Consider the following 23685-nt stretch of genomic DNA (forward strand, 5'->3'; position numbering starts at 1 on the left):
GTCTTCGTATAGATCGGCTGCTTGCCAGGCCGCGGCTTGTCTTGCAGCCCTTCAAGGCCATGGTCGGCATAGCGATGCCGCCAAAGGCTGACAATCCGCGGCTGGACCCCAACTTCCTTGGCGATCGACCGGGTGCTGCGCCCATCCGCCGCCAACAGAACTATCCGCGCCCGCTTCAAATCGCGCTGCAACGTCACCGGTGAGCGACAGCACGCCTCAAGCACCTTGCGATCTTTCCTCGAAAGGTGGACTTCTCTTGCTTCGGGTATCATCCCGACCTTGAATCACGACTCACGTTCCAAGAAAAGTGGGTACTAGTGGTATCGATCCGCCTCCCGAAAAGGGATCGTAAACCGGCGGGGCCTTAGTCTGAAGGTAGTCGAGGATTTCCTTAGTTTTGTTCTTTGCTGGCGGCTCCTCACCAAGCCCCCAAGCAACCGAGCGTGCTATTTCCCATCGCGCCGCATTGAGAATGGCTTCATCAGTTGAAGCCTCCCACGGCACAAGGGTCTCGATAACCCGATGCAGCCGTCGCCGCTCACCGGCCTGCAATTCTTCTGTGGGAAAGCGGTCTGGCCAAGCTGATGGATCGTCTACTAACTGTGAGAAAAGCATCGCCCGGCACGTCGCTATTGGCCTTGGAGCAAACCACTGGTGCATCGATGTATGCTTGCCGACCTTGATATCTTTCTCCCGTTCCGAGGCGACGCTAATTGCCTCCAGCGGAATCGAAACTTCAATGAGCTTCTTTCGAACAGGCGGGGGAGCGACGTCAGGCATTAGCTTTCTTTCGTAACTTCGTAACAGAAGGTGCCGGTTCTCGTCAGACAAACGACGTCGCCTTCCAGAACGCCGGCGACGGCGAAAAAGTCCCGCACGGCACTTCGCGCCCGAAAAATCTTCTTGTTGCGATCTACGTCAGTCTGGACCACCTGACCAGGCTTGAAAATCACCGTGATGGTCCGCGCTGCCCGTGCCGACTTGTTTTCGCCACCAATGGCTTCTTCTGGGAAGAAGTCGAGAGGCAGGTAGATATGATCGTTACGGAGGTTTCCTCCCGTAATAGTTACCCTGCGGATGCTTTCAGACGAGACATCTCCTAAAGTTAGATCTTCCGTTAGTGCATAACGAGGGGACGAAGACCCTTCCCGCGCTGCACTATGTAGCTCCGGGCCAGCTCGTCCCGACAGCGACGACCCGACCTTCCCCAAAATCCTGTGCAATACCCTCGACTCCTCCGATGACCGAAGAACCATGCACTGAGTTTGCTGCCTCACCTTGGCTGTCACATCCTCACTAAGATTTACCCAGATTACAGCACCCGAAGGATGCTTGTAGAGCACTGGCGTGGTTAGCCGACGCCCGTTCAACAACACCCATGGTGTTCGCCAGCCATCAGAAAAGGCCTGTCGTTGGAGATTCTGGGGCACTCGATGCTTTGGCTCAGCTTGGGCGTACTCTTCCAATGAATCGATGGATGAAAGCGAATCGACGATTTCGGCCGTTCCTACGACTGTGCCGCTACCTTTGCTGATTACAGCGACGACGCCCCGATAGTGGCATGCAGCTTTCCGCATTTCCCAAGTCTTCTCGCCCCTGAGGATGAGACTGGCATACGGCTCCCGAACTACGATTGCTTTCATGTTTTGCGTCGCGTTCCTTCTGAGTAGTCACTCATCCCGGTGGCGAGCCTGACGCCATCAACGTTGCGATATCGAAAACCACCGCCGTTTCTGCAAAGCCCAACTCTCGGCCAAAAAATCGCCTGATATAGATCGGCTCGCGGGCAAATCCACCATCGACTTGAACAATCGCAAGGATGAAGGCCTCAGCCGCGTTTAATGATGCGAGGATTTCATTCTTGGTCAGGATGACTTCGCGTCCGTCGGACTGCCTACCCTTCACCTCAATGAAGCGCAGGTGACCCGCCTGGCGGTCTCGGCTCTCGATATCCCAACCTTTCTTGTCAGCCGATACGTCACAAGGATCATGGCCAAGAGCACGCTCCGCCGCAAACACAGCCTCCATGGCGAGCCGTTCGATTTCGGCGCGGGCTACCGGGTCTTCGGAAAAGCCATCCAGTTTCTCCGCTGGAGCACTTGCAAGATTCGCCTTCAGTAGACCACCAGGAATTACAAGAGCCGCCCCTTTTAAGACGGGTGGCAAAGCTGAAATCTGCCGTTCCCGATCTAGCTCGGTCTGACGGCGATGCAGCCGTTCCACGAGCCGCGCCGCTGTCGCCTCCGCGTTCTGCGCATTGATACGCTGCTCCTTGCCTGCACGCTCCTCCTCCCGCAATCGTGCGGAACGGGCATCCCAATAGTTGATTTCCCGGTTGAGACGGGCACGAACCTCGCGCTCGACTTTGTCGATTTCGGCGATGCGGCGCGAGCGGATCTCATTTAGATGCTCCGGTACCAGCGCCCGCACCGCATAGCCTAGCGCCTGCGCCTCGACATTTCCCGACAGCCAAGCGGCAGAAATCGAATCTGCAACCAACAAGCGCTCGTCGGGTGTAATCGGCCGACAATCAAGATAGGGTGCGGGACCTCCGTCTGTTGCGGCGCCATCCTCCTTCAAGAAGAGAAATTGAAGCCGTTGTGAGATCGTTCGTGGCTCACCCGATCGGCCTGTCCGCGCGTCACGAACGGCGTGTTCAAGATACACAAGCAAGCGCGGGGATTGCCCTTCGTCAGCCTCGTCAACCAGTACAGCGCCTTGGGACAGCAGAGGTTGGAAACGTTCGAGAACCACGTCAACCAGCGCTTCCAGAAGCGGGTGACCGGGCGCAACCAGTTCCGCCTGCGGTTTGCCTACAATCAGCGCTTTCTCAAACGTAATCCGCGCGTATCGATCAAGCACTGGATCTGATCGGCCGATCAGCCTGTCGCGCTCCTTCAGGATAGAGGGCACCCGAAGTATTTCGAAGCGGCCTTTCTCTCGCTCTGCAATTCGCCCGCCGAGCAATGTGAAGGCTTCGCGAAAGAAAGCACCAATGAAGTGCGGCTGAAGACGGCGTGCCTGGGCACGTTCCATCTGCTCACGGACTTCAGCGACGGAACTGGCGCTCATGCCCACCGAGGTAAGCTTGCGTTCGGCGACAAGCTTTTCGATCGCATCAACGTCGACCGCGCCGTCGACCTTCCGGAGCAGCTCTGCCTTTTTCTCGGGCCGGTCTCCGTAGCGGATTGCGTCAACGAGGAGATCGCGCAGGGCGTGGCCCTCAAACAATTCGCCAAGCACATCGTAAACTTTGCCGCCAAGGGCGGTACGAGCCTCCTCAAGCTTTTCGAGCAGTCGCCGATAGACTTCGCCCTCGCGTGTATTGGCTGCACACAGATTCCAGAGATGGCAGACCTCAGTCTGACCGATGCGATGAATTCGACCAAATCGCTGCTCAAGCCTGTTTGGGTTCCAGGGCAGATCGTAGTTGATCATGAGATGCGCGCCGCGCTGAAGGTTCACGCCTTCGCCAGCAGCATCATTTGCGATCATGACTCGCACCACGGGATCAGAGTTGAATGCTGCAATAGCTGCACGACGTGCTTCGCGAGCAACACCGCCGTGGATCACGACGACCGCGGCCGGATCTCCGACCCTGGCGACGATCTTCTGTTGCAAATATTCCAGGGTGTCCTTCGGCTCCGTAAAGATCAGAACCTTTCGCCGAAGGCCGGTTGCCTGATCCAGCATCATCGGTTCATTGAGGATCGATTCCAGTTCACGCCACTTGGCGTCTTGGCCGGAAAGCTTGAGCCGCAGGGCGCGGCCCTCCAGGTCCTTCAAGGTGAGAATTTCAGCTTCCAGTTCAGCAAGGGTCGCCGCTGCGGTTGCCTGATCCGCAATCTGATCCTCCGCCTCTTCAACCTCGACGCCTGGAATTTCGTCTACATCATCAGGATCGTAAGTTGGCAATTCAGGCGTGCGCCGCAGGGAGGCGGAACCCGACTGCCGTACTAACGTCTCTTCACGCAATCTCTCTTCCAGACGCTTGCGTCGCCGCTCAAGCGAGCGATGAATGGCTGCGGGAGATGATGCCAATCGCCGCTGCAAAATCTGCAACGCGAAGCCGACGCTCGACCTGCGCTTATCATCGCCGGTTCGATCTGCGCGGTTCATCTCTTCGCGCACGTACGTGGTGACCGCCTGGTAGAGATCGGCCTCCACCGGCGACAGCGCATAGCTTGCGGTATAGGCCCGACGTTCCGGAAACAGCGGCGTGCCGTCGAACCTGTATAGCTCTTCCTTAGTAAGCCGCCGCATCATGTCGGACACGTCGGCCTTGTGAACGCCTTCGCGAAATCTCCCCTCGAAGCGGTCTGCGTCCAGCAAGCCCATGAACAGCTGGAAATCGGCTTCCTTGCCATTATGGGGCGTCGCCGACATGAGAAGGAAATTGCGAGTCCGCGTGCCCAGCAGCTTCCCCAACTTGTGGCGCTGGGTTTCTTTCACTTCGCCACCGAAGTAGGAAGCAGCCATGCGATGAGCCTCATCGCAGATAATGAGATCCCAATCCGGCGCTGCAGCCAGCTTGGCCTTCAGCTCGTCCGATCGCGCGGCCATATCCAGCCTCATGATCAGCCGGTTCTTTTCCACGAAAGGGTTGCCGGTGATCGAGGCTTCGATCTGGTCTCTCGTCAGCAAATCGAATCCGAGGCCGAACTTCTCGGCCATTTCTTCCTGCCATTGTTCGACAAGGCTTCCCGGCGCGACGATCAAGCACCGATCGAGATCCCCACGGATCATCAGCTCCTTGATGAGCAGGCCGGCCATGATCGTCTTGCCGGCGCCCGGATCGTCGGCGAGCAGAAACCGAAGAGGCTGGCGAGGCAGCATCTCTCCATAAACAGCTGTGATCTGATGAGGCAGAGCCTCGATCTGGGACGCGCTGACCGCGAGATAGGGATCGAAAAGATGAGCGAGCCGGATACGGTAGGCTTCGGAAGCTAAGCGCAGCAATCCACCGTCGGCATCGAATGCGTATGCTCGGCCATTCTCGACCAGTTCAAAGGACGCATCTTCGCCACGGTAGAGAAGCCGTTCAGAGACCCGACCGTTTACCCGAAAAGCTACGTTGATCGCATCTGGGCCGAACTTGGCGACTTGAATGACCTCGGCCGGACCGGAAACGTCGAGCCCACGAACAACGCTTCCTGGCCGGATCAAATCGAACACGGACGTTTGCTTTTCCAACCGAACCGCCCCCCGAAATAGTGAACTGCCAACCCAACGCGCTAACATAGGTCAAAGCTGGTATCGTGGACGGAGCTATCCGTCACACTCCAAGATTCTGTGGACCGAGCCCGAAGACCAGTCGAAGCCACGGGCTGTCGTAAAACCTTGTTCGTTGAGCCAATCGGCAATGGCGCGGGTAGTCAAACATCCGGCCGTCTGCGCCTCCGCGATGTGTGGCATCATTTGCTCGCGGAACTTCTTTGCCTTGCGGATCGTAGTCTCGCGAGCCTTCTCCCGCGCCACGTTCAGTTTTTCATTACGCAGAGGATCCTTGCGATTCAGCGCCTGCTTGGCCTGCCACTTGATCTTGCCAAGAAGCACCGGCAGATTCTCGCCGTGGGCGATTTCCAAGTCGGCGATACTCTCTGCGAACATTTCGAGCGCGCGGTAGCGCGAAATGTGTTGCTGCATAGACTATGAATCCATTTTCAACGAAAGAACGTCCCCAAACGCTCCGATGTTCGAGGTAATGAGTTTGAGGATCTCCGGATCCTTCAGCACCGCGGCGAGCGCCACCAGCTTCTTGCCCTGCTCCATCTGCGCGGGGGTCAGCTTCGTCGGGTCCGAGATGGTGTTGAAAACGCGAAATGTACCGTCGGCTTTAAGAATGATACCCGCGTCGCCCTCCTCGATTTTCGGGAGCTGGATGTTCTCGCGTGTAATGATTGCTGCCACTTGCGACTTCCTTGTATCTGACTGCTAGTTCGTGTCGACTCGAGGTGCTTCGTAGCCGTTAATATCCGAACGCAGCAATATAGGCCCGCTCGTCCAGCAGGTACGACGGTTGCCGATGGGGGCCACTTCCAAGTCGCGGAGGCGAATGTTGAGCGGGTAGGTTCAGTGCCTCGAACCCAAGCACGGCGAACCATTCCTGATAGAACTTCCGGAAAAGGAGCGATCCAAGTTGCGCCTCTCTCCCCGTAGAAATTTCGACCAACACCTTCTTGGTCCCGTCCGGTCGTGCTTCGCAAAGCGCCCACGCCCCGACGCTCTGCCTTACGATCGCGAGGTCCCGAACGCCGGCCTGTTCCAGGAGCCACTCGCCTGCTGCTTCCATCGTCTCGAATGAAACCGTCTTCCCAGCCCCGACCAACGTTACTCGCATGATGCCCCCGCTTTGAAATGCCCCGCGCGAGTCCCCGCTACTTGCGAGAAAGAATTGACCTGCGCAACCTACACTTTAGAACGGCGGGTTGGGAAACACTTAACTTCAGCCAGGCAGATGAGCAGAGGTCTTGGAAAGGTCGGAGCGCGGATCAAGGAGATTTTCGAGAGGGCCCCCGCGGGGTCGTTTTCGACCTCAGAGCTGTGCAAACTCGTCTATCGCACCGAACCGGTCCTTAAGAAGCATCGGGTCGCAGTGTTGAGAGCGTTGCGGTCTCTGGCAAGACGGGACGAGGCTGAAATCTGGTTCATTGTTCTGCGCCATGAGAAGGCCGACACCGAATGGCTCGGGACACGATGTCCTTATAGACCGAAGGCTGCGCGCCGACTGCGATGAGCTGGATCCGCTCGGCCGAAGGAGAAAAGGCCTTTTTGTTGGTCGCAAGTATGAGCGCCTTTCCCGAGTAGGGGGCCTATTGCAATAAAAAATTTAGAGTGCGTTGGGACAGCAGCCGAGTCTGATTGGGACGGTTGCTAGTTGGTTGCTAGGGCCGCAGGCTCAATGCCGTAGAATGCAAAAACCCCTGCAAATACTGGCGCGCCCGGAACGATTCGAACGTCCGACCCTCAGATTCGTAGTCTGATGCTCTATCCAGCTGAGCTACGGGCGCGTTTTTCGCTGATAGTGCGGGCATGGCCCGCACGCAGCCCCCGGCGGAGCCGGAAGGGGTGCGAAAGAGCGCTCTGACTAACCGCTCTTGTCCCGATTGGCAAGGTCTGCATCGGCGGTATTTTGGAGCTTTTCCGCCTCATAGGTCGTCATGCCGGGGCGACGCGAAGCGGCGAGCCCGGAATCCATAACCACCAGCCGGGGTTATGGATTCCGGGCCCGGCCCTTCGGGCCGTCCCGGAATGACGGGTTCGGTCGGCCGCTGGCCGACCTACGCCCTTTGCCGCTCGTTGCGGATGGAGAGGAGTTCCACGGGACGGTCGGGGATGACGATCCGGAAGGTGGCGCCGATGGTGCCTTCGACGAGGTGGATGTCGCCGCCATGGGCGCGGACGAGCTCGGCGGCGATGGCAAGGCCGAGGCCGCTGCCGCCGGGGCGGCCGGAGGTCTGGAAGGCCTCGAACAGGTGCTCCCTGGTCTTCTGGGGCACGCCGGGGCCGGTGTCGGAGACCTCCAGGATGGCGACGGCGCCCTCGCGCTTTCCGGTGATCCGGATCTGCTGCGCCCCGCCATCGCCGCTCGCGTGGCTTTCCAGCGCCTGGGCGGCGTTGCGGACGAGGTTGAGCAGCACGCGGAACAGCTGGTCGGGGTCGGCATCGACCGCGAGCCCGCGCTCGATCGCGGCAACCCAGGCGATCGAGGCGTCGCTGGCAAGGCCCGCGGTCTCACGCACCTCCAGCACCACGGGCTCGATCAGGATCATGCGGCGATCGGGCGCGGCCTCCTGGGCACGGCCATAGGACAGCGTCGACTGGCAGAAGGCGATGGCGCGCTCGAGCGAGCGCACGAGCTTCGGCGCAAAGCGCTGCACCCGCGGGTCGGGCACGCTGGCGAGCTGGTCCGACAGGAGCTGGGCCGAGGCCAGCAGGTTGCGCAAATCGTGGTTGATCTTGGATACCGCGAGGCCGAGCGCGGCGAGCCGGCTCTTCTGATTCAGCATCGACATCAGGTCGCGCTGCATGTCGGACAATTCGCGCTCGGCGACGCCGATCTCGTCGCTGCGCTGGCTCGGCACGATGATTCCCGCCGAGCTTTCCGGGTTCTCGTGGAAGCCGACCAGGCTTGCGGTCAGCCGCCGCATCGGCCGCACGAAGAGATAATGGAGCGCGAGATAGACGAGGCCCGCGGTCAGGACCCCGATGATCAGCGCGACCACGACGACATTGCGGGAGAAACGGTACATCGCCTGCCGCAGCGGCAATTCGTCGGTCACGATCTCGACGAACTGGGCGTTGCCGACGCCGGGGCCGACGACGCGAATGGCCTGGTTGCCGGTCTCCAGCATCATCTGGAAGGAGCCGGTGATCGCCTCCCACACGGTCATGTCGCGCAGGTCGATGTCGTGCCCGATCGTAGCAGGCAGATTGTCGCTGGCGAGCAGCCGGCGCTGCTGGCCCATCTTGATGGCGACGGCGCGGGCATTGATGCTCTTCAGGATTTCGCGCGAGAGCGAATCGGGGACCATGCCGAGCGGCGCAGCGTCGAGCACCAGCGCCGCCGTGTTGGCGGCCGCGACACGGTCGTTGAGCCGGTTGACCCAGAAGTTGGCGATGGCAGGCACGTAGAGCAGGATCGCGGCGATCATCACCAGGGGGACGGTCAGCAGCAGCAGCTTGCCCGACAGCCCAAGCCCCGCAGGCCCACGCGGCCGCGCCGCGGGCGGGTCCTGCTGATCCGTATCCTGGATCGGCCGGAGGTCTGTCTCTGCCACGAAATTCGCCCTCGCTGATTTGCCCGGTGAACGATCTGGCGGATGAAGGATGCGGCCCGCCCCCGGCCCGGTCAAATTACGGATCGCTAATATGCCGAGGTGGGATGTAGGTGCTGATCCGGCGAGTCGCTACCTCACCGGTTAAAAACCCCGCACAAACAGTGATATTCACCGGAATCGTGCGCTTGTGCGGCGTTGACGAAAACAAGACGCTCCCTTATAAGCCGCGCGAATTGTCCGCGATGACCCGGTGTGACGCCGGGAGCGGCTCTCTTGGGGCCGAAAAGGGCCCGTTTTGGGCCGCATCTTCCGGACTTTACCATCAATTCTACAGGCAAATTGCCCGGTCAGCGGAGAAAAACCCGTGAAGCGGACTTATCAACCCAGCAAACTGGTGCGCAAGCGCCGTCACGGCTTCCGTGCCCGCCTCGCCACTGCCGGCGGCCGCAAGGTTCTCGCCGCCCGCCGCGCCCGCGGCCGCAAGCGTCTGAGCGCCTGAGCCGGACCCCCTTTTTGGGATTTCATCATGGATCGGCTGAGGCAGCGGGCGGATTTCCTCGCCGTTGCCAATGGCGCGCGGGCGAATAGTCCCGCGTTTGTCCTGCAAAGCCGCCGCCGCGACGACTTTGGCCCGATCCGGATCGGTTTCACCGTCACCAAAAAGAACGGCAACGCCCCCGAGCGCAATCGCATCCGGCGCCGGCTTCGCGAATTGGTGAAGCGGCTCGATCCGGTATCGATGCAGCCCCATCATGACTATGTCCTGGTCGGCCGAAGGGACGCGCTCTCGCGCGACTTCGCCACCATGCTCGACGATCTGCGCATAGCCTTCTCGAAGCCCGCGCGGCATACGCCCAAGGGGTCCCACAAGGGACCTGCGAAGGGGCGCGGCGAAAAGCCGGGCGCTGCCCTTGCCAGCCGCAAACCGGATTGATGACGAGACATTAGAGATGACCGACAATCGCAATACCATCCTCGCCGTCATTCTGTCGGGCCTCGTCCTGATCGCCTGGCAATATTTCTACAACGTGCCGCAGATGGAGAAGCAGCGCGCCCAGCAGCAGGCGCAGGCCGAGTTCCAGAAGACCACGCCGCAGCCGACCGCTTCCGCGACGCCGGGCTCGACGCCGCAGGCGGGCGGCGCCGCGCAGCCGTCGACGCCGGGCGCGAGCCAGCAGGCCCAGCCGGTCGTTGCCCGCGAGACCGCGATCGCGGCCAGCCCGCGCGTCAAGATCGACACCCCGCGGATCGCCGGCAGCATCTCGCTCAAGGGCGGCCGCATCGACGACATCGCGCTGGTGCAATTCCGCGAAACGGTCGACCCGAAGTCGCCGCCGATCATCCTCTATTCGCCCTCGGGCACGGCGGAGCCCTATTACGCCGAGTTCGGCTGGGTGGCGGCGACGGGCGTGACGGCGAAGATGCCGGACGCCCAGACCGTCTGGCAGCAGGACGGCAGCGGCAGCCTGACGCCGACGACGCCGGTGGTGCTGAAATGGGACAATGGCGACGGCCTCACCTTCCGCCGCACCATTGCGGTCGACGACCACTATCTCTTCACCATCAAGGACGAGGTGAGCAACGTCGGCAACGCACCGGTCACGCTCTATCCGTTCGCGCTGATCTCGCGCCACGGCGCGCCGCAGGTTTCCGGCTACTACATCCTGCATGAAGGCCTGATCGGCTATCTCGGCGATCAGGGCCTGCAGGAATACGCCTACAAGAAGATCGACGAAGCCAAGAAGGTGGACTTCAAGGTCACCAATGGCTGGCTCGGCATCACCGACAAATACTGGGCCTCGGCGCTGCTGCCCGATACCAATGCGCAGCTGCAGGCGCGCTTCTCGTCGAACCCGTCCGGCAACCTCCACACCTACCAGACCGACTATCTGCTCGATCCCGTCACCGTCGCGATCGGCGGCACCGCGACGGCGAATGCGCGGCTGTTCGCCGGCGCCAAGGAAGCGGGCGTGGTCGGCGTGTTCCCGTTCGCCGGCCTCGGCGGCTACAACAAGGAGCTCGGCCTCAACCATTTCGATCTGATGATCGACTGGGGCTGGTTCTACTTCATCACCAAGCCGATGTTCCTCGGCCTCGACTTCTTCTATCGCTTCTTCGGCAATTTCGGCATCTCGATCCTGCTCGTGACCGTGATCGTGAAGCTGCTGTTCTTCCCGCTGGCGAACAAGTCCTACGCCTCGATGGCGAAGATGAAGTCGATCCAGCCGCAGCTTCAGGCGCTCAAGGAGCGCTATCCCGACGACAAGGTGAAGCAGCAGCAGGAGATGATGGAGATCTACCGCAAGGAGAAGATCAATCCGGTCGCCGGCTGTCTTCCCGTGGTGATCCAGATCCCGGTGTTCTTCTCGCTCTACAAGGTGCTGTTCGTCACCATCGAGATGCGGCACGCGAAGTTCTATGGCTGGATCCACGACCTCTCGGCGCCGGATCCGACCAATCTGTTCAACCTGTTCGGGCTGATCCCGTTCGATCCGACCACGATTCCGGTGTTCGGCCATTACCTCGCGCTCGGCATCTGGCCGATCATCATGGGCATCACGATGTGGTTCCAGATGAAGCTGAACCCGACGCCGCCGGATCCGACGCAGCAGATCATCTTCAACTGGATGCCGCTGATCTTCACCTTCATGCTGGCGGGCTTCCCGGCAGGTCTCGTGATCTACTGGGCCTGGAACAACCTGCTCTCGGTGATCCAGCAGAGCTACATCATGCGCCGCAACGGCGTGAAGGTGGAGCTGTTCGACAATCTCAAGGCGACGTTCGCGAAGAAGGCGACGTAATCGTCATTGCGAGGAGCGAAGCGACGAAGCAATCCAGAATCCCTCCGCGGATGCATTTCTGGATTGCTTCGCTTCGCTCGCAATGACGCGGGGAAACAGCGAGCTTCGCATGACCGACGACAAAGATGCGAAGCTGATCGAGGCCGGGCGCAAGCTGTTCGCGCGCGACTGGCAGTTCATCTGGGCCTCGCCCTCGATTGCGACGCTGCCGCCGATGGACGGGCTCGAGATCGCCTTTGCCGGCCGCTCCAATGTCGGCAAGTCCAGCCTGATCAACGCGCTCACCGGGCGCAACGCGCTGGCGCGCACCTCGCATACGCCGGGCCGCACCCAGGAGCTGATCTTCTTCGAGGTCCCCGGGAAGAAGGACCTGCGCCTCGTCGACATGCCCGGCTATGGCTATGCCAAGGCGCCGAAGAGCCAGGTCGCGTCCTGGACCGAGCTGATCCACACATTCCTGCTCGGCCGCGCCAGCCTCGCGCGCGTCTACGTGCTGATCGACGCCCGGCATGGCCTCAAGGACGTCGATCTGGAAATCCTGAAGACGCTCGACCGCTCCGCCGTCAGCTACCAGATCGTGCTGACCAAGGCCGACCAGGTGAAGGCCCCCGAGCTTGCCTCGCGCATCGCCGAGACCGAGGCGGCACTGGCCAAACATCCGGCCGCGTTCCCGAACGTGCTCGCGACCTCGTCGCGGAGCGCGACCGGCATGGCCGAGCTGCGTGCCGCGATGGCGAAGCTGCTGGAAGAGCGGACCTCGTGATCATGGCGCACCGCCTCCTGATCGGGCTTGCCGGCTTGATGGGCGCCGCCGGCGTCGCGCTCGCCGCGGCGTCTGCCCACGGCGCTGACGCCAGCCGGCTCGCCTCCGCAAGCGCCATCATGCTGCTGTTTCATGCAACGGCCATACTTGCAGGTGTGGCATTGCTCGCGCGCGGCCTTCTGCACGGCGGAATTGGGCTCGTTGCGGCGTCCGGCTTCGTGATCGGCGCCGCGCTGTTCGCGGGCGATCTCAGCTTGCGGCAGTTTGCCGGCCATTCGCTGTTTCCCATGGCGGCCCCGACCGGGGGGACTGTGATGATTGCGAGCTGGCTGGCGGTGACGCTCGCGGCGGTGGTGGCGAAGCGCTGAACCCATAGCCCGGATGGAGCCAACGGGTCGGCGCGAAGCGCCGCCCGATGACAGGCTCCGCGCAATCCGGGGTTCTTACCGCGGACACCGGCCCCGGATTTCGCTGCGCTCCATCCGGGCTACAAGGCCGCACCGCGTCCGGGACACGAGAGCGGCATGGCAGTCACGCTTTGCGCCCTGCCCGCCAATCGGATAGAACGCGCACCGACAGTCCCGCCAGCGAGACCTTGACATGACCGACATCTCCCCGCTCGACCAGGCCCGCATCCTGTCCGAAGCGCTCCCGCACATGCAGCAGTATGACGAGGAAACCATCGTCATCAAATATGGCGGCCATGCCATGGGCGACGAGGAGACCGCGAAGAACTTTGCCCGCGACATCGTGCTCTTGGAGCAGACCGCGATCAACCCGGTGGTGGTGCATGGCGGCGGGCCGCAGATCGCGACCATGCTCAAGCGCCTCGGCATCGTCTCGGAATTCGCAGCCGGCCTGCGCATCACCGATGCCGCGACCATCGAGGTCGTCGAGATGGTGCTGGCCGGCTCCGTCAACAAGCAGATCGTCGGCTACATCAACGACGCCGGCGGCAAGGCCGTCGGCCTCTGCGGTAAGGACGGCAACATGGTGAAGGCGTCGAAGACGACGCGCACCATGGTCGATCCGGATTCGCATATCGAGAAAGTGGTTGATCTCGGCTTCGTCGGCGACCCCGAGAAGGTCGACCTCACTTTGCTCAACCAGCTGATCGGCTACGAGCTGATCCCGGTGCTGGCACCGCTTGCCACGTCGCATGACGGCCAGACGCTGAACGTCAATGGCGACACCTTTGCCGGCGCCATCGCCGGCGCGCTGAAGGCCAAGCGCCTGCTGCTGCTCACCGACGTCCCCGGCGTGCTCGACAAGTCCAAGAAGCTCATTCCCGATCTGTCGGTGAAGGACGCGCGAAAGCTGATCGCCGACGGCACCATCTCCGGCGGCATGATCCCGAAGGTCGAGACCTGCATCTACGCGCTCGAACAGGGCGTCGAGGGCGTCGTCATCATCGACGGCAAGATGCAGCACGCGGTGCTGCTCGAGCTGTTCACCAACCAGGGCACGGGGACGCTGATCCACAAGTGAGGGACGAGCGGACGAGGGACGGCGCCATGGCTGGACTGGTCCCGGGCATTCACAGCTCTCGCCTTGGACAGTCATTCCGGAGCGCCCGAAGGGCGAATTACGGTGCGCAATTGCGCACCGGAGAATCTCGAGATTCCGGGTCTGGTCCTTCGGACCATCCCGGAATGACGGGGGTGAGACCCCGCCGCTCGCCCCTCACGCGCCTCCTGATGACGCTGCCGGCGGCGGTCGTCTCGTTCTTCTTCTCCTCCGCCCCCGCCTTCGCCGACCTCAAGATCTGCAACCGCATGTCCTATGTCGTCGAAGCCGCGATCGGCATCGACGACAAGGCGGCGACCGCGACGCGCGGCTGGTTCAGGATCGATCCCGCCACCTGCCGCGTGGTGGTGCAGGGCACGCTCACCGCGGACCGCATCCTGCTCAACGCCCGCGCGCTCGGCATCTATGGCGCCTCCCCGATCCCGCAGAACGGCAGGGACATGCTGTGCGTGGCGCAGGACAATTTCGTCATCGCCGCCGCGCGGCAATGCCGCAGCGGCCAGACGCAGGTCCCCTTCACGCAGGTGACGCCGACGCAAGGCGACGACGGCAATCTCGTCACCTATCTCGCGGAGGATTCCGAATATGACGACGAGCAGGCAAGGCTCGCCGGCATCCAGCGGCTGCTGGTGATCATCGGTTACGACGTCGGCGCCATCGACGGCGTCGACGGGCCGAAGACGCAAGCAGCCCTTGCCGCGTTCCTGAAGAGCCGCGGGCTGTCCTCCGACACGGTGTCGTCGCAAAATTTCTTCAAGACCATGGTCGATGCGACGCAGACGCCGTCGGCAAGCGGCCTCACCTGGTGCAACGACACGCCGCACAAGGTGATGGCGGCGATCGCCACCGACGACGGCAAGTCCGTGACCAGCCGCGGCTGGTACCGCATCGATCCCGGCAAGTGCCTGCACCCCGACGTGAGCGGCCAGCCGAAGCAGATCTTCAGCTTCGCCGAAGCGGTCGATGCCGACAACCGCGCGATCAAGCTGAAGGACAGGCCGCTGAACTGGGGCGGCGACAAGCAGCTCTGCACGCGCGAGACCAAGTTCGAGACGAACGAGCAGACCGATTGCGCCGCGCGCGGTTTTGCGGCGGCGGGCTTTGGCGCGGTGGACATGTCGAGTGGCGGCAGGACGCTGCGGTTTGCGGTGCCGTGATGGGTGGCGCCATGATCCGCACGCAAGCGTCTACAAGCTCCGCTGTCGTCCCCGCGAAAGCGGGGACCCATAACCCCAGGGAGTGGTTGTGGCGCGAAGCTGGTAACCCCGAGTCTTCGCCAAACTCCTCCCTGTGGTTATGGGTCCCGGATCTGCGCTACGCTTGTCCGGGACGACGACGGAGGATTGGGCGACGATTGCGTTTGAAAGATAGAGTGCCGCAATGACCTCCCCCCGCACCTTCTCCCACGTCGACACCTGGGTGTTCGACCTCGACAACACGCTCTACCCGCATCACGTCAATCTGTGGCAGCAGGTCGATGCCAGAATCGGCGAGTTCGTGTGCAACTGGCTGAACGTCAGCCCTGCAGAAGCGCGCAATATCCAGAAGGACTATTACCGCCGCTTCGGCACCACCATGCGCGGCATGATGACCCTGCATGGCGTCCGCGCCGACGACTACCTCGCTTACGTCCACAAGATCGACCACTCGCCGCTGGAGCCGAATCCTGCACTTGGCGCGGCCATCGCAAAGCTGCCGGGGCGAAAACTGATCCTGACCAACGGCTCGGTCGACCATGTCGATGCGGTGCTGGCGCGGCTCGGCTTCGCCGGCCATTTCGACGGCGTGTTCGACATCATCGCCGCCGAGTTCGAACCGAAGCCGGCGCCGCAGACCTACCGGAAATTCCTCGTGGACCATGCGGTCGATCCGACCCGCGCCGCGATGTTCGAGGACCTCGCCCGCAACCTCACCGTCCCGCACGAGCTCGGCATGACCACCGTGCTGGTGGTGCCTGATGGCACGAAAGAGGTGGTGCGCGAGGACTGGGAGCTGGAGGGCCGCGATGCGGCCCATGTCGACCACGTCACGGACGATCTGGCGGGATTTTTGGCGAAGCTGTCGCCCAAATAACCGCTGTCGTCCCGGGGCGCGAAGCGAGCCCGGGACCCATAGCCACAGGACGTGGTTGTAGCGCCGGATTGGTAACTCCGAGTCTTTGCCAAACACCTGCCTGTGGCTATGGGTCCCGGGCTCGCGCTTCGCGCGCCCCGGGACGACGGCGGAGTATGCCTTGACTCCGCCCCTCCAAATCCCGAAAAAGCGCCTCAATCCCATCAAAATTCCCGATCTGAAGAGGAAATCCCGATGTCCCTGTCCGCCCTCGAATCCACCATCAACAGCGCCTTCGACGCCCGTGACGGCATCTCGACCTCGACCAAGGGCGAGGTGCGCGAGGCCGTGGACCAGGCGCTGGAGACCCTGGACAAGGGCGAGGCGCGCGTCGCCGAGCGCGGCGCGGACGGCAAGTGGAAGGTCAATCAGTGGCTGAAGAAGGCCGTGCTGCTGTCGTTCCGCCTCAACGACATGGACGTCATTGGTGGCGGTCCCGGCAAGGCGAGCTGGTGGGACAAGGTGCCCTCGAAGTTCGAGGGCTGGGGCCCGAACCGCTTTCGCGATGCCGGCTTTCGCGCGGTGCCGGGCGCCGTCGTCCGCCGCTCGGCCTTCATCGCCAAGAACGTCGTGCTGATGCCGTCCTTCGTCAATCTCGGCGCCTATGTCGATGAGAGCACCATGGTCGACACCTGGGCCACCGTCGGCTCCTGCGCGCAGATCGGCAAGCGCGTGCACATCTCCGGCGGCGCCGGCATCGGCGGCGTGCTCGAACCGCTGCAGGCCGAGCCCGTGATCATCGAGGACGACTGCTTCATCGGCGCGCGCAGCGAGGTCGCCGAAGGCGTGATCGTGCGCAAGGGCGCGGTGCTGGCGATGGGCGTGTTCCTGGGCGCCTCGACCAAGATCGTCGACCGCGAGACCGGCGAGGTCTTCATGGGCGAAGTGCCCGAGTATTCGGTGGTGGTGCCCGGCGCGCTGCCCGGCAAGCCGATGAAGAACGGCCAGATCGGCCCGAGCACGGCTTGCGCCGTCATCGTCAAGCGCGTCGACGAGCGCACGCGGTCGAAGACCAGCATCAACGAGCTGCTGCGGGATTGAGTTCGCGCATACTCCTCTCCATCGTCGTCCCGGCGAAAGCCGGGACCCATAACCCCAGGCGGTGGTTTGGCGAAGACCCGTCGTTCGGTACTGCAATCCTCCTTCATCGATAGATCACGCGGTATGGGTCCCGGCTTTCGCCGGGACGACACCGAAGGCCCATCGAACCCACCCTCCTGCCATCGCGACCAATTTCCGGGCGGCGCCTCCCGCCCGGAGCCTTTCGCATGGACTGGACCTGGTACCTGTTCCGCTTCGACGGCCGCATCAACCGCGCGCTGCTGTGGCAGGCGCTGCTGATCGTCGCGCTGCTGGCGGGCTTGCTGGAGATCGCTGGTCAAGTCATCGGGATCCTCGCAGGGACCAGATCCACCCTGAAGCTCGGCATCGAGCTCGATTTCGACTTCGGTCTCGACGGCCTCTTCACGCTGGTCGATCCCCGCGCCTCCCACTCGCTGGCATCCGCCGATCTCGCGACCGCGATCCTCAAGACATCCGGCATGGCGCTGTTCTTCTGGATCTATCTCGCGACGGCGATCAAGCGGCTGCACGACCGCGACAGGAGCGGCTGGTGGATCGTTCCGTTCTTCTTCCTGCCCGGCCTGTTCGGCCAGTTCGCGGACCTGCTGCCCAAGTCAAGCTGGATGCTTCCGCTCAGCCTGCCCTTCTCCATCCTGTGGGTGTGGGGCCTCGTGGAAATGTTCTGCCGCCCCGGCACCTCGGGCCACAACCGCTTCGGCCCCGATCCGCTTCTTGAGATCGAGGACAGTTCGTCATCCTCCGCGCCCCCTGCGAAAAGCTGGGACCAGAGCCACGAGATCGAAATTGTCCCGCCCAGTGCTAGCCCACCCGGCGGCATGCATGTTAAGCGGGGCGCATGACCGATGCTCTCTCGATTGCCCGCGATCTCATCCGCTGCCCTTCGGTGACCCCGGCCGACGCCGGTGCGCTGGGGGTGCTTGAAAAAGCCCTCGGCGCCGCCGGCTTCACCTGTCACCGCGTGACCTTCAGCGAGGAAGGCACCGCCGACGTCGACAATCTCTACGCGCGCATCGGCACCGAGGGCCCGCACATCACCTTTGCCGGCCATACCGACGTGGTGCCGCCGGGCGACGAGAGCGCCTGGAGCGTCGGCGCGTTCTCCGGCGAGGTGAAGGACGGCGTGCTGCATGGCCGCGGCGCAGTCGACATGAAGGGCGGTATCGCCTGCTCGGTCGCCGCGGTGCTGGAGCATCTCGCCGCGAATGGCGGCAAGCCGCGCGCAGACGGTGCGGGCTCGATCTCGTTCCTGATCACCGGCGACGAGGAAGACGTCTCCATCAACGGCACCATCAAGCTGTTGAAGTGGGCCGCCGAGCGCGGCGAGAAATTCGACCATTGCGTGCTGGGCGAGCCCTCCAATGTCGAGACGCTCGGCGACACCATCAAGGTCGGTCGCCGCGGCTCGCAGTCCGGCACGCTGTATGTCGATGGCGTGCAGGGCCATGTCGCCTATCCGCATCGCGCGGCCAATCCGGTGCCCGATATTTCGCGGCTGATCGTGGCGATCTCCGACGAGCCGCTCGACCATGGCAGCGCCCAGTTCCAGGCCTCCAATCTCGAATTCACTTCAGTGGACGTCGGCAACAAGGCCTCCAACCTCATCCCCGGCGAGGCCCGCGCAAAATTCAACATCCGCTACAACGACAACCACACCCAGGCGAGCCTGCGCGAGCTGGTCGAGACGCGTCTCGCGAAAGCCTGCGGCAACCGCATCAAGGCCCGCATCGCCTGGGAGCCGTCGAACTCGAATGTGTTCGTGACCAAGCCCGGCCCCTTCACCGACCTCGCGGTGTCCGCGATCGAGGAGGTGACGGGACGCAGGCCCGAGCTGTCGACCTCGGGCGGCACGTCGGACGCACGCTTCATCTCGAGCTATTGCCCGGTGATCGAATTCGGCCTGGTCGGCCAGACCATGCACCAGGTCGACGAGCGCGTGCCGGTCACGGATCTGGAGAAGCTGACGAAGGTGTATCGCGGGATCCTGACGCGGTATTTCGCGTAAAGCCCACGCGCCTTACAGAGCCGAATTCACCGCCTACTTCTTTTTGCGCGCCTTCGGCTCGGGCGAGAGCGCCTGCGGGTCGAAGCCGACGTAGAAGATGTAGGAATCGGCGGTCGCAGCTGACGGCACCGGATAGACCAGATCCTCGATGACCATGGTGAAGGGCACGCTGCCGCCCTCCGACATCTCGACCGTGGTCCGGTAGGCCTTGGAGGCGATCACCTTCTCGCCGACGCCGCCCTGCACCACGGCGACGCGCAGGGGAACCTCGACCGTGGCAGGCGCACCGGCGGGACCGGCGATGACGCGGCCCTGGATACCGATCCGGGCCGTGATGTCGCCGCCGCTGCGGCTGCATTCGCGCGCCATCTTGGTGATGGTGGCCTGGTAGCGCACCTCATTGCCGGTGGCCGGCTTGCCGCCGGCGCCGACCGCATAGGTCGAGGCTCCGGCACGCACCGTGACCTGCGGGCAATCGACGTCGTCGTCGGCCGCGGGCTGGCCAGGCACGGGTGCCGGCTTGGGCTGGGCGGGCTGCTCGTCGGACTTGCCGCCGAACAGGCTCTTGAAGCGGTCGCTCAGCGACTGGGCCGCCACCGGCGAGACTGAGGCGAGCACAACCGACAACGCCAGCGCGACCGCCGTCCCCCGCCGCAACGTAGTCCGCGAAGACCGAAGCTCCTTCACCATCGACGCCCATACTCCATGACAATGTTCCGGCCGATCGGCCGGCCTTGCGGGTTATATCGCCAAAATCGGCGAACCCAAGGCAGCAAAAAGGGGATTTGCGCCGCACGAATCGGGCGGCTCAGCCGCGGAAATCCTCGTGCAGCAGGCCGAACAGCAGGTGGTCCTGCCAGACCCCGTTGATGCAGAGATAGCGGCGTGCGAGGCCCTCGCGGGAGAAGCCGCATTTCTCCAGCACCCGGATCGACGGCGCGTTGGTGGGGATGCAGGCGGCCTCGACCCGGTGCAGATTGAGCTCGCCGAACAGCGTCGGCAGCAGCACCCGCAGCGCGGCCGTCATGTAGCCGCGATGGGCATGGGGCTGGCCGATCCAATAGCCGATGGTACCGGCCTGCACGATGCCGCGCCGGACATTGGCGAGCGTGATGCCGCCGACCATGGCGCCGTCGAGCTCACGGAAGATCAGGAAGGGGTAGGAACGGTCCGCGACGATGTCCTCGGAATAGCGCCGCAGACGGCGCCGAAAGCCGGAGCGGGTCAGATCGTCCGACGGCCAGATCGGCTCCCAGGGCGTGAGATAGTCGCGGCTGGTCTCGCGCAGGTGCGCCCATTGCAGGAAATCCGACATCTGCGGCGCGCGTAGCAACAGACCGTTGCCGCGCGGAGCGAGGGCGGCGGGTCCACTGGATGGCAGGCGAAAGAGGGCCATGGTGATGCTTCCCGGGGCGGGTGCTCCCTCGCGCGGCTCCTAATGCAGCCGCGCCTTGGCACGTGCCCGGGTCAATCCTTCCGCAAAAGACACCGCCGTGTCCAGACCCCTGCCGCTGCCCAATGCGACAACTGCAGGGCGGCTGCGCGAAAGCAGCGCACGCGCCGCGTCCCGGGTCGATTCGACGCTGACGGCGTCGATCCGGGCCACCAGTTCCTGCACCGTCTGCGGCCGGCCATAAGCGAGCACGTGCCGGGCGAGCTGCTCGGCGCGGGACGAGCAGCTCTCCAGCGCCATCAGAAGCCCTGCCTTCATCTGCGCCTTGGCGCGCGCGATCTCGGCCTCGGTCAGCGTCTCCACGGACTCGTTCATGATGTCGACCACGACCTCCATCATCTCCGGCGCGTCGGCCGGATCGGTACCAGTGTAGAGGCCGAAGAAGCCGGTGTCGGTATAGGGCGCGTGGAACGAATAGATCGAGTAGCAGAGGCCACGCTTCTCGCGCACCTCCTGGAACAGCCGCGACGACATTCCGCCGCCGAGGACGTTGGTGAAAACTTGAAGCGAAAATAGCGACAAGTCGTTCTGCGGCACGCCCTCCAGCGCCAGCGTCAGATGCGCCTGCTCGAGCTCGCGATGCACCACCTTGGCGCCGCCCTTGCCGAACTGGGCGGGTTGCGGCTTCGGGCCCGGCGTCGCCTCGAAGCTCGCAAAGCGCTGCTCGACCTCGGCGACCACCTGGGCGTGATCGACCGCGCCGGCGGCGGCCACCACCATGTCGGGGCCGCGATAATGCGTCGACAGATAGCCGCGCAGCATGTCGCGGTTGAAGCTGCGCAGCGTCTTCGCGGTGCCGAGCAGCGAGCGGCCCATCGGCTGGTCGGGATAGCAGAGCTCGTTGAGATGCTCGAACACGACGTCGTCGGGCGTGTCCTGCGCCGCGCCGATCTCCTGCACGATGACGTTCTTCTCGCGCTCCAGCTCGTCCGGCTCGAAGGCGGGATTGGCCAGGATGTCGGCGAGCACGTCGAGCGCGAGCGGCACGTCGGCCTTCAGCACCCGCGCATAATAGGACGTGGTCTCGGTCGAGGTGCCGGCATTGAGGTCGCCGCCGACCGCCTCGATCTCCTCGACGATCTCGCGCGAGGAGCGCTTCGTCGTGCCCTTGAACGCCATGTGTTCCAAGAGATGCGAGATGCCGTGCTCGTTCGGCTTCTCGTCGCGTCCGCCGACGCCGGCCCAGACACCGAGCGCGGCAGTCTCGAGATGAGGCATCTTGTCGGTGACGACGGTGAGGCCGGACGCAAGCTTGGAAATCTCGACGCTCATCCGGCAACTCCCTGCTTTGCGGCGCGGCTGACCGACAGCACGAACCGCTCGACCTCGGACTGATCGTTCTTCATCACCTTCATGTGTTCGGATTTGGTCATGAGACCGTCGAGCCAGGCCGGCAATTGCGGCCGCTGGCCGCAGGCGGCTTCGACCGCATCGGGGAATTTGGCCGGATGGGCGGTGGAGAGCACGATGCTCGGCACCCTGGTGTCGGTGGTGTCGCGGTCGGCGACGGCGAGCGCCACCGCGGTATGGGGGTCGACCAGCTCGCCCGCCTCGCGCCAGGCGGCGCGGATCGCGGCCGCGGTCTCGGTCTCGTCGGCGCGCCCGGCGTCGAACTCCTCGCGGATCGCGGCCAGCGTTGCGTCAGGCAGCACGAAGCGCCCGGACTGCTTCAGCGAATCCATCAGACGGCGTACGCCGGCGGCATCGCGCCGGCCGGCCTCGAACAGCAGCCGCTCGAAATTCGAGGAGATCTGGATGTCCATCGACGGCGACGCCGTGGCGTGCACCTCGCGCACCTCGTAGATGCCGGTCTTCAGCGTGCGCGCCAGGATGTCGTTGACGTTGGCGGCGATGCGCAGGGTGCGCACCGGCAGGCCCATGCGCTTGGCGACGTAGCCGGCGAAGATGTCGCCGAAATTGCCGGTCGGCACCACGAAATCCACCGCGCGTGCCGGCGCACCGACAGCGACGGCCGAGGTGAAGTAGTAGACCACCTGGGCGACGATGCGGGCCCAGTTGATGGAGTTGACGCCGGAGAGCGAGGTCGCATCGCGGAAGCGATGGTTGTTGAACATGCCCTTCACGAGCGCCTGGCAATCGTCGAAGGTGCCTTCAATGGCGAGCGCATGGACGTTGGCCGCGCCCGTCGTCGTCATCATCCGCTGCTGCACCTCGGAGATGCGCTTGTGCGGGAACAGCACGATGAGGTCGACATTCTCGAGGCCCGCGAAGGCTTCGACCGCAGCGCCGCCGGTGTCGCCGGAGGTGGCGACCACGATGGTGGTGCGCTGGCCGCGCTTTTCGAGCACGTGGTCCATCAGCCGCGAGATCAGCTGCATCGCCACGTCCTTGAAGGCCAGCGTCGGACCGTGGAACAGCTCCAGCACGAACTGGTGCGGCGACATCTGGCGCAGCGGCACCACGGCGGGATGGCGGAAGGTGGCATAGGCCTCGTTCGCCATGCGGCCGAGCTCCGCATCGGAGATCTCGCCGCCGGCGAAGGGACGGATCACGTCGACCGCGACCTCCCAATAGGGGCGGCCGAAGAAGCCGGCGATCGTCTCGGCCGGGAGCTGGGGCCACGTTGCCGGGACATACAGGCCTCCATCACGGGCAAGCCCGGTCAGCATCACGTCGCAGAAGCCGAGTTCAGGGGCCTCGCCCCGGGTCGAGATATAACGAGTCAAACTGCCCTCCAAAGGCCGGCCGAGCCTGAGCCAGATCCGTAAGCCTTTGATTTTACGAAATTACTTGTCAACAGCCAGAGGCTTCGGGCCACCATAAAGTGTTTTGCGGCATCGGGAAACCGCTTCCCGCCTGGGCCATTCAATCGGGATAGGGGGAAGCCTCGCGGCTCCGCCCCTCCCACACCACCGGACATACGGGTCCGTATCCGGCGGTTCAGCGGATTATGCGGGTCGCCGTGCCGCGACGGAAGCCAAGCCGAGTGAGGCAAAGAAGCCGTTTGGCAGAGCAATGGTGAGCGCGGGGCTGTTCGCGAGCCGCCAAGGGCCACGTGGGCTGCCGGCGGTTTGCGCCGCCAGATCCCGGCCGACGCCGCGGCGTCGCAACTCGGCAAAGCGAGCGGGTCCATACTTCCATTGCTTCCAGGCAACGGCGCGCAACCGTCGCCTGATCCACTGGTCAAGCACGCGCAACACCGA

At 63.5% G+C, this 23685-nt stretch carries 23 protein-coding genes and 1 tRNA gene; 11 read left to right on the plus strand and 13 right to left on the minus strand.

Translation table 11 applies throughout. The annotated features are described in order from the left end of the window. The 8 genes from IQ16_RS42520 to IQ16_RS42555 all read right to left on the minus strand — a co-directional run. On the minus strand, positions 1-272 hold a 272-nt coding region (locus IQ16_RS42520; protein WP_145832209.1), incomplete at its 3' end, for a helix-turn-helix domain-containing protein. 19 nt (positions 273-291) lie between these two features. Then, positions 292-780: a DUF1156 domain-containing protein gene (locus IQ16_RS42525; protein WP_145832210.1), complete on the minus strand. Its 489-nt coding sequence runs from the start codon at positions 778-780 to the stop codon at positions 292-294. After that, positions 780-1643: an ASCH domain-containing protein gene (locus tag IQ16_RS42530; protein WP_145832211.1), complete on the minus strand. Its 864-nt coding sequence runs from the start codon at positions 1641-1643 to the stop codon at positions 780-782. Before IQ16_RS42530 ends, IQ16_RS42525 begins: the two co-directional genes overlap by 1 nt. 31 nt (positions 1644-1674) lie before the next feature. Then, positions 1675-5175, minus strand: a complete 3501-nt coding sequence (locus IQ16_RS42535; protein WP_244636078.1) for a protein NO VEIN domain-containing protein — start codon at positions 5173-5175, stop codon at positions 1675-1677. A 93-nt stretch (positions 5176-5268) separates the two neighbouring features. After that, on the minus strand, positions 5269-5646 hold the full coding sequence (locus tag IQ16_RS42540) for a recombinase family protein (protein ID WP_145832213.1): 378 nt from the start codon (positions 5644-5646) through the stop codon (positions 5269-5271). A 3-nt stretch (positions 5647-5649) separates the two neighbouring features. Then, the gene (locus IQ16_RS42545) at positions 5650-5910 is read right to left on the minus strand and encodes a hypothetical protein (protein WP_145832214.1); all 261 of its coding nucleotides are present in this window, start codon (positions 5908-5910) and stop codon (positions 5650-5652) included. A 1023-nt stretch (positions 5911-6933) separates the two neighbouring features. Further along, positions 6934-7010, minus strand: a tRNA-Arg gene (locus IQ16_RS42550). Between the two features lie 270 nt (positions 7011-7280). Then, on the minus strand, positions 7281-8780 hold the full coding sequence (locus IQ16_RS42555; RefSeq protein WP_018646784.1) for a sensor histidine kinase: 1500 nt from the start codon (positions 8778-8780) through the stop codon (positions 7281-7283). A gap of 364 nt (positions 8781-9144) precedes the next feature. Between IQ16_RS42555 and rpmH the strand changes: the two genes are divergently transcribed. The 11 genes from rpmH to dapE all read left to right on the plus strand — a co-directional run bounded on the left by rpmH (position 9145) and on the right by dapE (position 19068). Beyond that, a complete protein-coding gene (gene rpmH, locus IQ16_RS42560; protein WP_008542748.1) occupies positions 9145-9279 on the plus strand; it encodes a 50S ribosomal protein L34 in 135 nt (44 codons plus the stop codon). Between the two features lie 27 nt (positions 9280-9306). After that, positions 9307-9714 (plus strand): ribonuclease P protein component, encoded by a 408-nt coding sequence (rnpA, locus tag IQ16_RS42565; RefSeq protein ID WP_018646785.1) that lies wholly within the window; start codon positions 9307-9309, stop codon positions 9712-9714. Between the two features lie 16 nt (positions 9715-9730). Further along, on the plus strand, positions 9731-11581 hold the full coding sequence (yidC, locus tag IQ16_RS42570; protein ID WP_018646786.1) for a membrane protein insertase YidC: 1851 nt from the start codon (positions 9731-9733) through the stop codon (positions 11579-11581). Positions 11582-11690: 109 nt separating this feature from the next. After that, positions 11691-12344 carry a ribosome biogenesis GTP-binding protein YihA/YsxC gene (gene yihA, locus IQ16_RS42575; protein ID WP_026312581.1) on the plus strand — a complete coding sequence of 218 codons (654 nt, stop codon included), beginning with the start codon at positions 11691-11693 and terminating at the stop codon, positions 12342-12344. 2 nt (positions 12345-12346) lie between these two features. Further along, the gene (locus IQ16_RS42580; RefSeq protein ID WP_035667681.1) at positions 12347-12712 is read left to right on the plus strand and encodes a DUF423 domain-containing protein; all 366 of its coding nucleotides are present in this window, start codon (positions 12347-12349) and stop codon (positions 12710-12712) included. Positions 12713-12944: 232 nt separating this feature from the next. Then, on the plus strand, positions 12945-13832 hold the full coding sequence (gene argB, locus IQ16_RS42585; protein ID WP_018646789.1) for an acetylglutamate kinase: 888 nt from the start codon (positions 12945-12947) through the stop codon (positions 13830-13832). Between the two features lie 209 nt (positions 13833-14041). Further along, entirely contained in the window at positions 14042-15028 is a 987-nt protein-coding gene (locus IQ16_RS42590) for a DUF1036 domain-containing protein (RefSeq protein WP_018646790.1), read from the plus strand. Between the two features lie 223 nt (positions 15029-15251). Continuing rightward, the gene (locus IQ16_RS42595) at positions 15252-15944 is read left to right on the plus strand and encodes a pyrimidine 5'-nucleotidase (protein WP_018646791.1); all 693 of its coding nucleotides are present in this window, start codon (positions 15252-15254) and stop codon (positions 15942-15944) included. Between the two features lie 234 nt (positions 15945-16178). Continuing rightward, complete coding sequence (gene dapD, locus IQ16_RS42600) at positions 16179-17024, plus strand: 2,3,4,5-tetrahydropyridine-2,6-dicarboxylate N-succinyltransferase (RefSeq protein ID WP_018646792.1); 846 nt, start codon at positions 16179-16181, stop codon at positions 17022-17024. A gap of 227 nt (positions 17025-17251) precedes the next feature. Next, positions 17252-17905 carry a DUF805 domain-containing protein gene (locus IQ16_RS42610; RefSeq protein WP_018646793.1) on the plus strand — a complete coding sequence of 218 codons (654 nt, stop codon included), beginning with the start codon at positions 17252-17254 and terminating at the stop codon, positions 17903-17905. Further along, positions 17902-19068, plus strand: coding sequence for a succinyl-diaminopimelate desuccinylase (gene dapE / locus IQ16_RS42615; RefSeq protein ID WP_145832216.1), 1167 nt, complete (start codon positions 17902-17904; stop codon positions 19066-19068). The genes IQ16_RS42610 and dapE overlap by 4 nt, the downstream gene beginning before the upstream one ends. A gap of 33 nt (positions 19069-19101) precedes the next feature. Here dapE and IQ16_RS45415 read toward each other — a convergent pair whose 3' ends face one another. The 5 genes from IQ16_RS45415 to IQ16_RS42640 form a co-directional block, all read right to left on the minus strand. Further along, positions 19102-19758: a hypothetical protein gene (locus IQ16_RS45415; RefSeq protein WP_018646795.1), complete on the minus strand. Its 657-nt coding sequence runs from the start codon at positions 19756-19758 to the stop codon at positions 19102-19104. A gap of 118 nt (positions 19759-19876) precedes the next feature. Continuing rightward, on the minus strand, positions 19877-20464 hold the full coding sequence (locus IQ16_RS42625; protein ID WP_018646796.1) for a GNAT family N-acetyltransferase: 588 nt from the start codon (positions 20462-20464) through the stop codon (positions 19877-19879). 39 nt (positions 20465-20503) lie between these two features. After that, complete coding sequence (locus IQ16_RS42630; RefSeq protein WP_018646797.1) at positions 20504-21793, minus strand: M16 family metallopeptidase; 1290 nt, start codon at positions 21791-21793, stop codon at positions 20504-20506. Then, entirely contained in the window at positions 21790-23208 is a 1419-nt protein-coding gene (gene thrC / locus IQ16_RS42635; protein WP_026312582.1) for a threonine synthase, read from the minus strand. Before thrC ends, IQ16_RS42630 begins: the two co-directional genes overlap by 4 nt. 222 nt (positions 23209-23430) lie before the next feature. Beyond that, positions 23431-23685: group II intron maturase-specific domain-containing protein (locus tag IQ16_RS42640; RefSeq protein ID WP_283812211.1), on the minus strand; the 255-nt coding region annotated here is incomplete at its 5' end.

It is taken from the genome of Bradyrhizobium huanghuaihaiense, from assembly GCF_007830635.1.
Lineage (GTDB): Bacteria > Pseudomonadota > Alphaproteobacteria > Rhizobiales > Xanthobacteraceae > Bradyrhizobium > Bradyrhizobium huanghuaihaiense.

Excerpts from the sequence above, each read along its gene's own strand:
- yihA (WP_026312581.1), top strand. The coding sequence starts at position 11,691 with ATGACCGACGACAAAGATGCGAAGCTGATCGAGGCCGGGCGCAAGCTG.
- IQ16_RS42625 (WP_018646796.1), bottom strand. The coding sequence starts at position 20,464 with ATGGCCCTCTTTCGCCTGCCATCCAGTGGACCCGCCGCCCTCGCTCCG.
- IQ16_RS42590 (WP_018646790.1), top strand. The coding sequence starts at position 14,042 with ATGACGCTGCCGGCGGCGGTCGTCTCGTTCTTCTTCTCCTCCGCCCCC.
- IQ16_RS45415 (WP_018646795.1), bottom strand. The coding sequence starts at position 19,758 with ATGGTGAAGGAGCTTCGGTCTTCGCGGACTACGTTGCGGCGGGGGACG.
- IQ16_RS42540 (WP_145832213.1), bottom strand. The coding sequence starts at position 5,646 with ATGCAGCAACACATTTCGCGCTACCGCGCGCTCGAAATGTTCGCAGAG.
- yidC (WP_018646786.1), top strand. The coding sequence starts at position 9,731 with ATGACCGACAATCGCAATACCATCCTCGCCGTCATTCTGTCGGGCCTC.
- IQ16_RS42630 (WP_018646797.1), bottom strand. The coding sequence starts at position 21,793 with ATGAGCGTCGAGATTTCCAAGCTTGCGTCCGGCCTCACCGTCGTCACC.
- dapD (WP_018646792.1), top strand. The coding sequence starts at position 16,179 with ATGTCCCTGTCCGCCCTCGAATCCACCATCAACAGCGCCTTCGACGCC.
- dapE (WP_145832216.1), top strand. The coding sequence starts at position 17,902 with ATGACCGATGCTCTCTCGATTGCCCGCGATCTCATCCGCTGCCCTTCG.
- IQ16_RS42525 (WP_145832210.1), bottom strand. The coding sequence starts at position 780 with ATGCCTGACGTCGCTCCCCCGCCTGTTCGAAAGAAGCTCATTGAAGTT.
- IQ16_RS42610 (WP_018646793.1), top strand. The coding sequence starts at position 17,252 with ATGGACTGGACCTGGTACCTGTTCCGCTTCGACGGCCGCATCAACCGC.
- IQ16_RS42595 (WP_018646791.1), top strand. The coding sequence starts at position 15,252 with ATGACCTCCCCCCGCACCTTCTCCCACGTCGACACCTGGGTGTTCGAC.
- argB (WP_018646789.1), top strand. The coding sequence starts at position 12,945 with ATGACCGACATCTCCCCGCTCGACCAGGCCCGCATCCTGTCCGAAGCG.
- rnpA (WP_018646785.1), top strand. The coding sequence starts at position 9,307 with ATGGATCGGCTGAGGCAGCGGGCGGATTTCCTCGCCGTTGCCAATGGC.
- IQ16_RS42530 (WP_145832211.1), bottom strand. The coding sequence starts at position 1,643 with ATGAAAGCAATCGTAGTTCGGGAGCCGTATGCCAGTCTCATCCTCAGG.
- IQ16_RS42580 (WP_035667681.1), top strand. The coding sequence starts at position 12,347 with ATGGCGCACCGCCTCCTGATCGGGCTTGCCGGCTTGATGGGCGCCGCC.